This window comes from Mycolicibacter senuensis, assembly GCF_002101885.1.
GTDB classification, from domain to species: Bacteria; Actinomycetota; Actinomycetes; order Mycobacteriales; family Mycobacteriaceae; genus Mycobacterium; species Mycobacterium senuense.
In genome coordinates this window covers 70,137-81,923 of record NZ_LQPS01000029.1, presented here as the reverse complement: position 1 = coordinate 81,923, position 11,787 = coordinate 70,137, and the positions used below count along the sequence as shown (strand labels likewise).

The window sequence follows — 11,787 nt, the reverse complement described above, 5'->3', positions numbered from 1 at the left end:
GACATCGGGTGGCGGGGGAGGCAGGTCTTCCGGCGGCGGGGGCGGCAAATCCTCCGGCGGGGGCGGCGGCGCGTCGGCGGCACCCGCAGGCAGCGCCTCGTCATTGTTCGGCGGCTCAGCGCCGACACCGCCGGCCAAGAAAACGGCGGCGGGCAGCACAGCCGTCGCCGCCAGCACCGTGGATTTCATGCGCAGATCAATCAGTCCTTGCGTGAGCACGCAGGGAACCGTAACCAAAATGTAATCTCGACGCCAAACCCGGCACGCCGGGTGCCGTTACACAAAGGCGCAGTAGTGGCACGTCTTGCGGCGGCCGTAGAGCGGGAGCCGACGCGGTCCAACGGCCTGACTAGCTGCTCTGGCCAGCATCAACTGTGATAGCTGCGTGGCCGCGGACCGGCCTAGCCGCCACGCACGGAATCGAGAGAGGGGTATGTGTCCGGACGGCTTAAGGCGCCGCCGGTGGGACGATTCGGCTACCGAAGCGTGTCGGGACAGATCTCATGCTGGGCTGCATCCAGCACGCCCGGGACATCCATCGCCGTGCCGAAGCCCATACGGCGAATATCGTCGGGCGTTGCTCCTCCCCGGAGCATCTGGCACATCTGGATACCGCTGGCGAACAGCCCGCCGGGGAATTCGAACCGCATCGTCCCGTGGTCGTCCAGGTATTTGTAGAAGCTGTCGTAGTCGGCGTGGGCCGTGGGCACAAGAGTCATATAGACGACGGCAACTGCCGCACCGATTCCGGCCAACGCCCGCACAGCGATCACTTTGGTTCCCTCGGGTTCGTAGTTGGCCGTATGGTTGCACACCGCCTCGAAACCCTCCTGATGAGATCCCGCGGGCTTACATTGACGCGTGTTGCGCTGGTCACGCGAACGGCCGCGGCATTCTGGAAAAACGAGTCAGGCCCCCTCGAAAGGGGGCCTGACCATCGGGGTGGCTGACGGGACTCGAACCCGCGACACCCAGGATCACAACCTGGTGCTCTACCAACTGAACTACAGCCACCATTGCTGCCTGCCGAAGCGAGCAGCGTCGTCGATACTAGCCGCTCGGGCGCTCGGCAACCGAATCGATTACCTCCGACGCCTCCGAGCGCGGTCCCAGCTTCGCGGCTACCGCAGCGATGTCGCTGGTAGGCGGTCCGGGAGGGGCGACGAACGCGGTGCTGCGGTAGAACTTCAGCTCTCGGATGGATTCGTGGATATCGGCCAGTGCCCGGTGCGCCAGGCCCTTCTCCGGCTGCCCGAAGTAGATCCGCGGGTACCAGCGCCGGCACAGCTCCTTGATCGAGCTGACGTCGATCATCCGATAGTGCAGGTAGTCGTCGAGGGCGGCCATGTCGCGGGCCAGGAAACCGCGGTCGGTGCCGATCGAGTTGCCCGCCAGGGGTGCGGTCTTGGCCTGCTTGACGTGGGTTCGGACGTAGTCGAGCACCATCTTCTCGGCGGTGGCCAGGTCGACGGTCGAAGCCCTGACCTCGTCGATCAGCCCGGACCGGGTGTGCATGTCGGTCACGACGTCGCTCATCGCGTCCAGGTCGGCGTCGTCGGCGTGGATCACCACGTCGATACCGTCGCCGAGGATGTTCAGCTCGCCGTCGGTGACCAACGCGGCGATCTCGATCAGCTTGTCCGAGCCCAGATCCAGGCCGGTCATCTCGCAGTCGATCCAGACCAGTTCGTCTCGCGCAACGCTCACAAGTAGCCCAGGTTAGCCGTTCGCCGCCCCCGTGGCCGCATCCCGGTGCACTCCGGCCAAGTAATGTCGTGGCCTGTGAGTCCCGATTCGGCGGCGAACGCCGCACAGCAGATCGCGGCCGGCTACACCGCCGAGGGCCAGGCCCTGGAATTGGGCACGGTCGTCATCGACGGCACCGCCGACCCCACCGCGCAGGTCCGCATCCCGCTGGCCACCTTGAACCGGCACGGGTTGGTGGCCGGCGCCACCGGTACCGGCAAGACCAAGACGCTGCAGGTGATCGCCGAGCAGCTGTCCGCGGCCGGCGTCCCGGTGGTCATGGCCGACGTCAAGGGCGACCTGTCCGGGCTGTCGCGGCCCGGTGAGTCGGGGGACAAGATCACCCAGCGCGCCACCGACACCGGCGATGACTGGGCGGCGACCGCGTTCCCGACCGAGTTCCTGTCGCTGGGCACCGAGGGAATCGGCGTGCCGGTGCGGGCCACCATCTCCAGCTTCGGCCCGATCCTGTTGTCGAAGGTGCTGGGTCTCAACGCCACCCAGGAGTCGACGCTGGGGCTGATCTTCCATTGGGCCGACGAGAACGGTTACCTGCTGCTGGACTTGAAGGATCTGCGCTCGGTGATCAGCTATCTCACCAGCGACGAGGGCAAGCCGGCGCTCAAGCAGCTGGGTGCGGTCTCTCCGGCGACCGCGGGGGTGATCCTGCGGGCGCTGGTCAATCTGGAAGCCGAAGGCGCCGACACCTTCTTCGGTGAGCCGGAGTTGGACCCGAAAGATCTGATCCGCCTCGACCCGCAGGGCCGCGGCATCATCTCGCTGCTGGAACTCGGCGACCAGGCGGCACGCCCGGTGTTGTTCTCCACCTTCCTGATGTGGGTGCTGGCAGACCTGTTCACCTTCCTGCCCGAGGTCGGCGACCTCGACAAACCCAAGCTGGTCTTCTTCTTCGACGAGGCCCATCTGCTGTTCAGCGACGCCTCCAAGGCGTTTCTCGGCCAGGTCGAGCAGACCGTCAAGCTGATCCGCTCCAAGGGGGTGGGCGTTTTCTTCTGCACGCAATTGCCCACCGATGTGCCCAACGCGGTGCTGTCGCAGCTGGGCGCGCGGATCCAGCATGCGCTGCGCGCCTTCACTCCCGACGATCAGAAGGCGCTGAGCAAGACGGTGCGCACCTACCCGAAAACCAAGGTGTACGACCTGGAATCAGCGCTGACATCGCTGGGCATCGGTGAAGCGATCGTCACCGTGCTCTCCGAGCGCGGCGCCCCGACCCCGGTCGCATGGACCCGGCTGCGCGCGCCGCGGTCGTTGATGGCAGCCATCGGTGGCGACGCCGTCACCGCGGCCGCCAAAGCGAGTTCGCTGCAGACCGAATACGGCCAGACCATCGATCGGGAATCAGCGTACGAAATGCTGTCCGAGAAACTGGCTGCCGGACAGGGCAACCGGCCTCCGCGAGGGGACAGCAGTGACACGGTGCCCGAGCCGAAGCGGCTGCGCTGGTGGCAGCGTTTCGGACGCTGGCTCAGCCACTTCCTGACCACCCGGGACGGCAAGAAGGTGGTGAGCGCGGTCACCACGGTGGTGGTCGGCCAGATCACCCGCGGCGCGATGGGCACCGGTCGCCGCCGGCGCTGATCTGGGCGGCGGCCCGCTAGCCCCCGCCGAGTTTCTTGTAGACCGCGCCCACGATCGGCGTCACGATCGCGCGGGGAACGTACCCGCTGGCCAGCGACATGGCTTTCGACGTTATCCCGGGCACGACACGCATCCTGTTGCGCGCCAACGCATCCAGCGACAGCTTGGCGGTGTGCTGGGTGGAGATCCACAGAAAATCCGGGATCAGCTTGTCGACCAGCGAGGCATCGGCGGCGTCGGGCATCTCGGCACGCACCGGCCCCGGCGCCAGCAGTGTCACGTGCACCCCGGATTTGAGCAGTTCGCCGCGCAGCGACTCGCTGAAGGTGTTGGCGAAGGCCTTGGTCGCGGCGTAGGTGGCGTTGTTGGGGATCGGCGAGTTGCCGGCCGCCGAACCCGAGATCAGGATGCCCCCGGCGCGGCGTGCCAGCATGCCCGGCAGCACCGCCAACACCAGATCGTGCACCGCGATCGCGTTGAGCTGCACCTGGGCCTTCTCCGCGGCCGGGTCCAGGTCGGCGATCGGCCCGAACGTCGCCGTGCCGGCGTTGGCGCACAACACCGAGACCTCCCGCTCGGCCAGTTCGGCGCAGAACTGGTCGCGGGCCGGCGGATCGGCCAGGTCGACCGCCCGGACCTCCACGGTGACCCGGTAGGTGTCGCGCAGCCGGGCCGCCACGGCATCGAGCACCTCTTCTCGGCGCGCGGTGATGATCAGTGAGTGGCCCCGGGCGGCCAGCTCGGTGGCCAGCGCCTCGCCGATGCCCTGGGATGCTCCGGTGACGACGGCGCGGGCATCCGGGTTGGGAGCAGGCACTGGCATGGGGCAATCGTAGAGTGCCAGGCATGAATGCCACGGGGGCGGTCAGGTCCGGGCGGTCGCGGATCGTGGCATGGGCGCTGTGGGACACCGGGTCGGCGGCCGTGGGCGCGATCGTGGTGACGTTCGTGTTCTCGGTATATCTGACCAGCAGCGTCGGCGCGGACCTGCCCGGCCCCGTGTCGCCGGCCAGCTGGCTGGGCCGCACGCTGGCGATCTCCGGGGTGACCGTGGCCGTGGTGGCGCCTCTGATCGGAGTGTGGGTGGCGACGCCGCATCGCCGCCGGGTGACGCTGGCGGTGCTGACCGGTGCCGCGGCGGTGCTGATCGCGGCGATGAGCCTGATCCGCGATGAGCCCGCCTACCTGGCGCCGGGGCTGGTGCTGCTGGCGGTGACCGCCGCCTGCGGTGAGCTGGCCGGCGTTCCCTACAACGCCATGCTTCGCCAGGTATCGACGCCGCAGAACTCCGGGCGGATCTCCGGATTCGGTTGGGCGGCAGGCTATGCCGGCAGCGTGGTGTTGCTGCTGGTGGTCTACGTGGGCTTCATCTCCGGCAGCGGCCCGGAACGCGGCTTGCTCGGCGTGCCCGTCGAGGACGGACAGAACGTGCGGTCGGCGATGCTGCTGGCCGCCGGGTGGCTGGCTGTCTTCGCGTTGCCGCTGCTGCTCAGCGCCCACCGGTTTGCCGGTGCCGATGAAGCACCGCCGCCTCGGCTCGGCCTGTTCGGTGGCTACCGCCAGCTGTGGCGCGACATCACCGGCGAATGGCGCCGCGACCGCAACCTGGTTTTCTACCTGGTGGCCAGCGCGATCTTCCGTGACGGGCTGGCCGGGGTGTTCGCCTTCGGTGCGGTGCTCGGCGTCAACGTCTACGGGATCTCAACCGGCGATGTGCTGATCTTCGGGGTGGCCGCCAGCGTGGTGGCCGCGGTCGGCGCGGTCGCCGGCGGCCTGCTCGACGACCGGATCGGCTCCAAGACGGTGATCGTCGGGTCGCTGGCGGCCATGGTCGCCGCCGGGACCATGCTGATGGCACTGTCGGGCCCGGCGGCGTTCTGGGCCTGCGGCCTGCTGCTCTGCCTGTTCATCGGGCCGACCCAGTCCTCGGCGCGCACGCTGTTGCTGCGGATGGCGCAGGAAGGCCGGGAGGGGTTCGAAGGGGTGGCGTTCGGGCTCTACACGATGACCGGTCGCGCCGTGTCGTTCCTGGCGCCGTGGCTGTTCTCGGTCTTCGTCGACGTGTTCCACAGCGACCGGGCCGGCATGGGCGGGCTGTGCACCGTGCTGGTGCTCGGATTGCTGGCGATGCTGGGAGTGCGTGCGCCGCGGCGAGCGGCCTGACCGCTCAACCCGCTGCCGCGCATACCGTGAGGATCGAGCCGGTGCGCTGGCGCACCTGGGTGCCGTCCACCGAGACCGAGCAGGTGACCTGTTCGCCGAAGTTGACCACCGTGACCGCCGCCGCGGTCGTTGCCGGCGGCGTGAGCGTGACCTGCTTGCTCCACGGCAGCGTCACGTTGAACTCGGTCTGCAGCACCCCGCCGGTGTCGATGTAGGCGATGCTGAGCGCCCGGCCGGTCCCGGTGACGCTATAGACGATCGTCTCGGGAACCCCGGCGGTGGTCGACGTGGTTGGGGGCGGTGTGCTCGGGGTGGTGCTGGGCGTCGAAGACCGCGGTGGCGGCGTGGTAGTCGGGGTGCGCTTGGGAATCGGCGTGCTCGGAGCCGTCGGCAACGGCGAAACCGGTGTGACCGTCGCCGAATTGCGCCCCGAGCCGTTGGCGATCACCAGTGCGATCACCATGCCGACCACCAACAGCACCGCGGCACCGGCCACCAGCCACAGCCAGTTCGGGAACCGCGGCGGTTCCGGCGGGCCGCCCTCGCCGCCCGGCGGGGCGCCGCCCCCCGGTCCGCCGCCCGCGCTGCCGCCCGGCGACGCCGGTTCCCAGTGTTGCCGCGGCAGTTGGGCGGTCGGGTCGGCGGCCTGTGGCGGATAGCCGGCCGGGTATGACGGAATCTGGCCCGCGTAGGCCGGATCGACGTGTGGCGGATAGCCGAAGGTCGACGGCTCGGTCGTCCCGCTGCGTTGCCAGGGTCGATCGGAATCTTCCGGTCGATAGGGATCGGTCATACCCACCTCATGGATTGCAGGGTACCTGCGCCGGACCGCCACGACTGTGTCGTCGGTCAGGTCAGCCCATGGAAATTCCGGCGGCACCCAGCGCGCCGATGGTCATCGCCCGCAACACCGCTCGGGAGCGCTCCGGCGCGGCCGACTTCGCGCCGGCCGGCTTGACGCTGTAGGGGGTCGAGTTCAGCAGCCCGAACACCGCGTGGGCCATCAACCGGGCGTCGGGTTCGGCCAGTCCGGCGTACCGGGCGCACAGCACCCCCACCCAGATCTCGACGTACTGCCGCTGGGCGCTGCGTACCTGGCGCTGCGCGCCGGCCGGCAGATGAGCCAGGTCGCGGTCCTGAATCCGGATCAGATCCGGCTCTCCGAGCGCGAAATCGAGATGAAACTCGATCAGGCCGTCCAGCACCTGGTCCGGGCTCCGGCCGCCGGATTCAACGGTGCGCGCCCCGGCGAGCAACCGGGTGCTGATGCCGACCAGCAGTTCGACCAACAGGGCTTCCTTGTTGGGGAAGTGCCGATAGATCGCCGGGCCGCTGACGCCGGCGGCCGCGCCGATGTCCTCCAGGCGCACGGCGAGGAAGCCTCGCTGGGCGAAGAGGCGCTCGGCGGCCGCCAGCAACTGGCTACGCCGATCGGATTTCAGCCGACTGCGCCGGTTGGCCGGCTCGTCGTTTCCCGCCGGGGCGGATGCTGCCATCTCGGCTCCGCTCGTCGTGGACAGCTGAGTTAATGGTCACTAACGTAGCACCCATCCCTCGGGGCCGATCCGGCTCCGGGCGGCACCGGTGGAGGCCTGATGGCAACGGCGGGACGGCCCGCGGCGCGCGGCGGTGCGTCCTATGCTCGCGGCGAGACCCGGCCGGCCTTGCTGGAGACGACCATCGGAGCCTGTCTCGCGGCAACCGCGGGCACGCACCCGGATCACGATGCGCTGGTGGACCTTCCGACCCGACGGCGATGGAACTATGCGGAGCTGTGTAGCGATGTGCGCCGGCTCGCCACCGGTCTGCTGCAGGCGGGTATCACCGCCGGTGACCGGGTCGGCATCTGGGCTCCCAACTGCGCCGAGTGGGTGCTGACCCAATATGCCACCGCCGAGATCGGCGCGCTCCTGGTAACCATCAACCCCGCCTACCGCTCCCATGAACTGGCTTACGCGCTCAAGCAGTCCGGGGTCACGATGGTCATCTCTGCTCCGCGGTTCAAGAACTCCGACTACGTCGCGCTGCTGCGCGAGGTGGCGCCAGAATGCCCGGACCTGCGTGAGGCGGTGTTCATCGACAGCGCGCGTTGGCGTGAGCTGGCCGACACACCCATCGACACGATGGCACTGGCGCACGCCGCCGGAGCGCTGCGGGCCACAGATCCGATCAATATCCAATACACCTCGGGCACAACCGGTTACCCCAAGGGTGCGACGCTCAGTCACCACAACATTCTCAACAACGGCTACCTGGTCGGGGAGTTGCTGGGCTATACGCAGCTGGACCGGATCTGTGTGCCCGTCCCCTTTTATCACTGCTTCGGGATGGTGATGGGCAACCTGGCGGCCGCCAGTCACGGTGCGGCCATCGTCATCCCGGCGCCCGGCTTCGATCCCGCGGCCACGCTGGGGGCCGTGCAGGATGAGGCCTGCACCAGCCTCTACGGGGTGCCCACCATGTTCATCGCCCAACTCGAACTGCCCGGCTTCGCCGACCACGACCTCGCCAGTCTGCGCACCGGGATCATGGCGGGCTCACCGTGCCCGGCGAAGGTGATGCGACGGGTGATCGACGACATGCATATGACCGAGGTCGCGATCTGCTACGGCATGACCGAGACGTCGCCGGTGTCGACTCAAACCCGCGTCGGGGACTCGCTGACCCAGCGGGTGGAGACCGTCGGACGCGTGGGACCGCACCTGGAGATCAAGCTGATCGACCCCCCCACCGGCGACACGGTGCCGCGAGGACAGGTCGGTGAACTGTGCACCCGCGGCTATTCGGTGATGACCGGTTACTGGAACGACCCGGTCAAGACCGAGGCGGCCATCGATGCCGAAGGCTGGATGCACAGCGGCGATCTGGCCGTCATGGACGACGACGGCTACGTCCGGATCACCGGGCGAATCAAGGACATGGTGATCCGCGGCGGGGAGAACATCTACCCGCGGGAGATCGAGGAGTTTCTGCACACTCACCCCGACATCCTCGACGCCCAGGTCATCGGTGTGCCCGACGAAATCTACGGTGAGGAACTGATGGCGGTGGTCATGCTGCGCGATGGGGCGGGGCCGCTGACCATTGAGCGACTGCGCGAGTTCTGCACCGGCCGACTGGCGCACTTCAAGGTGCCGCGGTACCTGCGCGTGGTCGGGGAGTTCCCGATGACGGTCACCGGCAAGGTCCGTAAGGACGAGGTGCGTCGATGGGCGGTCGAGCAGCTGGGCGGCGGCTGACAGGACAGCGCGAGAATGGTATTCTCTGCTGTCAGTTAATCGACATTAACTGAAAATGAGGAGGCGCGAGTGGCGATAGACAAGGTCGTGGCGACGGCGGCAGCAGCCGTGGCCGACGTGACCGACGGCGCGTCACTGGCGGTGGGCGGGTTCGGACTCTGCGGCATACCGGAGGCGCTGATCAACGCCGTTTTACAGCTCGGTGTCACCGATCTGGAAACCGTCTCGAACAACTGCGGCGTCGACGGCATCGGGCTGGGGGTGCTCTTGGAGCACAAGCGGATCCGACGCACCGTGAGCTCCTATGTGGGGGAGAACAAGGAATTCGCCCGGCAGTTCCTGTCCGGAGAGCTCGAGGTGGAGCTGACCCCGCAGGGCACCCTCGCTGAGCGGCTGCGCGCCGGTGGCGCCGGAATCCCGGCGTTCTACACACCGACCGGGGTGGGCACCCAGGTTGCCGACGGCGGCCTGCCTTGGCGCTACGACGGCGCCGGCGGAGTGGCGGTCGCCTCACCGCGCAAGGAGACCCGGGACTTCGACGGGCGCACCTACGTGCTGGAGCGGGCGATCCGCACCGATTTCGCGTTGGTGCACGCCTGGAAGGGCGATCGGCACGGAAACCTCGTCTACCGGGAGGCCGCAGCCAACTTCAACCCGGACTGCGCCGCAGCGGGCCGGATCACCATCGCCCAGGTCGAGCACCTGGTCGAGGCGGGCGAGATCTGTCCCGCCGAGGTGCACACCCCGGGTATTCACGTGCACCGGGTGGTGCACGTACCGAATCCGGAGAAACGAATCGAACGGGAGACGGTGCGCGAGTCATGAGCCTGTCCAGAGACGAACTTGCCGCACGGGTCGCCGCGGAGTTGAAAGACGGGCAATACGTCAACCTGGGCATCGGGTTGCCGACCTTGATTCCCAACCACATCCCCGACGGTGTCAGTGTCGTGCTGCATTCGGAGAACGGAATCCTCGGGGTCGGGCCGTACCCGCGCCGCGAGGACCTCGACGCCGACCTGATCAACGCCGGCAAAGAAACGGTAACCGTCCTCTCGGGCGCGTCGTTCTTCTCGTCGTCGGTGTCCTTCGGGGTGATCCGTGGTGGCCACCTCGACGTGGCAGTGCTCGGCGCCATGCAGGTGTCAGCGGTCGGCGACCTGGCCAACTGGATGATCCCCGGCAAGATGATCAAGGGCATGGGCGGTGCGATGGACCTGGTGCACGGGGCGCGCCGGGTCATCGTGATGATGGAACACGCCGCCAAGGACGGCAGCGCCAAGATCGTCGAGCAGTGCACGTTGCCGCTCACCGGCGCCCGCTGCGTCGACCGCATTATCACCGACTTGGCCGTCATCGACGTCACCGAAGCGGGCCTGGAGTTGGTGGAGACCGCGCCCGGTGTCGCCGTCGATGAGGTGCTCGCGAAAACCGGTGCGCCGTTGAATCTTTCGAAGGTGTCATGACGGCCCCGGCATTCGCCGACGAACACCGGCGGCTGGTCACCGAACTCAACACCAAGCTGGCGACGGCAGCCCTCGGCGGCAGCGAGAAGTCCCGGCAGCGCCACGTGTCGCGGGGCAAGCTGCTGCCGCGCGACCGGGTCGACCGGTTGCTGGACCCGGGCAGCCCGTTTCTGGAGCTGGCGCCGCTGGCCGCCGACGGCATGTACGACGACGAGTGCCCCGGGGCGGGGATCATCACCGGGATCGGGCGGGTCGCGGAGCGCGAATGCGTGATCGTGGCCAACGACGCCACCGTCAAGGGCGGCACCTACTACCCGGTCACCGTCAAAAAGCACCTGCGCGCCCAGGAGGTTGCGCTGGGAAACCGGCTGCCCTGCATCTATCTGGTGGACTCCGGGGGAGCGTTTCTGCCCCGCCAGGACGAGGTGTTCCCCGACCGCGAGCACTTCGGCCGGATCTTCTACAACCAGGCGACCATGAGCGCGGCGGGCATTCCGCAGATCGCCGCGGTGCTCGGCTCCTGCACCGCCGGCGGCGCCTACGTGCCCGCGATGAGCGACGAGGCCGTCATCGTGCGCGAGCAGGGCACGATCTTCCTGGGCGGCCCGCCGCTGGTCAAGGCCGCCACCGGCGAGGTGGTGACCGCCGAAGAACTCGGTGGCGGGGACCTGCATTCGAAGATTTCCGGGGTCACCGATTACCTGGCCGACGACGACGAACACGCCCTGCGCATCGTCCGCCAGATCGCCGAGACCTTCGGTCCGAGGTCTGAAACACCGTGGGAGATACGACGTTCCATCGAACCTTTGCATGACCCCGCCGAGCTCTACGACGTGGTTCCGCCGGATCCGCGGGTGCCCTACGACGTGCGGCAGGTCATCACCCGCATCGTCGACGGCAGCGAGTTCAGTGAGTTCAAGGCCGAATACGGCAAGACGCTGGTGACCGCGTTCGCGCGCATCCACGGCCACCCGGTGGGGATCATCGCCAACAACGGGGTGCTGTTCGGCGAATCGGCGCTCAAGGGCGCGCATTTCATCGAACTGTGCGACAAGCGCTCCATCCCCCTGGTTTTCCTGCAGAACATCGCCGGCTTCATGGTCGGCCGCGACTACGAGGCCGGCGGCATCGCCAAACACGGCGCCAAGATGGTCACCGCGGTGGCCTGCGCGCGGGTGCCCAAGCTGACGGTGGTGATCGGCGGGTCCTACGGGGCGGGCAACTACTCCATGTGCGGCCGGGCGTATTCGCCTCGATTCCTGTGGATGTGGCCCAACGCCCGGATTTCGGTGATGGGTGGCGAGCAGGCCGCGTCGGTGCTGGCCACCGTGCGCGGTGATCAACTCGACGCCGCCGGCAAGCCGTGGTCGGCCGAGGACGAGGAGGCGTTCAAGGCTCCGATTCGTGACCAATACGAGGCGCAGGGCAATCCCTACTATTCGACCGCACGGCTGTGGGACGACGGGATCATCGACCCGGCCGACACCAGAACGGTGCTGGGGCTGGCGCTCTCGGTCTGCGCCAACGCGCCGCTGGACCCGGTTTCCTACGGCGTTTTCCGGATGTGAGTGGCA

The 11,787-nt window shown here is 68.0% G+C and carries 12 protein-coding genes and 1 tRNA gene; 6 read left to right on the top strand and 7 right to left on the bottom strand.

The window, feature by feature from the left end; translation table 11 throughout:
* The 4 genes from AWC24_RS07230 to orn form a co-directional block, all read right to left on the bottom strand.
* Positions 1-219: hypothetical protein (locus tag AWC24_RS07230; protein ID WP_207568311.1), on the bottom strand; the 219-nt coding region annotated here is incomplete at its 3' end.
* A gap of 257 nt (positions 220-476) precedes the next feature.
* Positions 477-815: a DUF732 domain-containing protein gene (locus AWC24_RS07225; RefSeq protein ID WP_133055708.1), complete on the bottom strand. Its 339-nt coding sequence runs from the start codon at positions 813-815 to the stop codon at positions 477-479.
* Positions 816-941: 126 nt separating this feature from the next.
* Positions 942-1,014 (bottom strand) — tRNA-His (locus AWC24_RS07220).
* A 36-nt stretch (positions 1,015-1,050) separates the two neighbouring features.
* Positions 1,051-1,707, bottom strand: coding sequence for an oligoribonuclease (gene orn, locus AWC24_RS07215; RefSeq protein ID WP_085083414.1), 657 nt, complete (start codon positions 1,705-1,707; stop codon positions 1,051-1,053).
* 75 nt (positions 1,708-1,782) lie between these two features.
* Here orn and AWC24_RS07210 point away from each other — a divergent pair, with 75 nt between their 5' ends.
* Complete coding sequence (locus AWC24_RS07210) at positions 1,783-3,348, top strand: helicase HerA-like domain-containing protein (RefSeq protein ID WP_085083411.1); 1,566 nt, start codon at positions 1,783-1,785, stop codon at positions 3,346-3,348.
* A 16-nt stretch (positions 3,349-3,364) separates the two neighbouring features.
* On the opposite strand, the gene cmrA is transcribed toward AWC24_RS07210, so the two are convergent.
* The gene (gene cmrA, locus AWC24_RS07205) at positions 3,365-4,171 is read right to left on the bottom strand and encodes a mycolate reductase (protein ID WP_085083409.1); all 807 of its coding nucleotides are present in this window, start codon (positions 4,169-4,171) and stop codon (positions 3,365-3,367) included.
* Between the two features lie 23 nt (positions 4,172-4,194).
* On the opposite strand from cmrA, the gene AWC24_RS07200 reads away from it, so the two are divergent.
* The gene (locus AWC24_RS07200; RefSeq protein WP_085083407.1) at positions 4,195-5,511 is read left to right on the top strand and encodes an MFS transporter; all 1,317 of its coding nucleotides are present in this window, start codon (positions 4,195-4,197) and stop codon (positions 5,509-5,511) included.
* 4 nt (positions 5,512-5,515) lie between these two features.
* Here AWC24_RS07200 and AWC24_RS07195 read toward each other — a convergent pair whose 3' ends face one another.
* Entirely contained in the window at positions 5,516-6,304 is a 789-nt protein-coding gene (locus AWC24_RS07195; RefSeq protein WP_109560354.1) for an MmpS family transport accessory protein, read from the bottom strand.
* A 61-nt stretch (positions 6,305-6,365) separates the two neighbouring features.
* Entirely contained in the window at positions 6,366-7,007 is a 642-nt protein-coding gene (locus AWC24_RS07190; protein ID WP_085083403.1) for an SACE_7040 family transcriptional regulator, read from the bottom strand.
* 99 nt (positions 7,008-7,106) lie between these two features.
* Between AWC24_RS07190 and AWC24_RS07185 the strand changes: the two genes are divergently transcribed.
* From AWC24_RS07185 to AWC24_RS07170, 4 genes are all read left to right on the top strand, one after another.
* Complete coding sequence (locus tag AWC24_RS07185; protein WP_085083401.1) at positions 7,107-8,750, top strand: AMP-binding protein; 1,644 nt, start codon at positions 7,107-7,109, stop codon at positions 8,748-8,750.
* A gap of 75 nt (positions 8,751-8,825) precedes the next feature.
* The gene (locus tag AWC24_RS07180; RefSeq protein ID WP_085083436.1) at positions 8,826-9,575 is read left to right on the top strand and encodes a CoA transferase subunit A; all 750 of its coding nucleotides are present in this window, start codon (positions 8,826-8,828) and stop codon (positions 9,573-9,575) included.
* The gene (locus AWC24_RS07175; RefSeq protein ID WP_085083399.1) at positions 9,572-10,213 is read left to right on the top strand and encodes a 3-oxoacid CoA-transferase subunit B; all 642 of its coding nucleotides are present in this window, start codon (positions 9,572-9,574) and stop codon (positions 10,211-10,213) included. Before AWC24_RS07180 ends, AWC24_RS07175 begins: the two co-directional genes overlap by 4 nt.
* Positions 10,210-11,781, top strand: coding sequence for a carboxyl transferase domain-containing protein (locus tag AWC24_RS07170; RefSeq protein WP_085083397.1), 1,572 nt, complete (start codon positions 10,210-10,212; stop codon positions 11,779-11,781). The genes AWC24_RS07175 and AWC24_RS07170 overlap by 4 nt, the downstream gene beginning before the upstream one ends.
* Positions 11,782-11,787 lie beyond the last annotated feature (6 nt).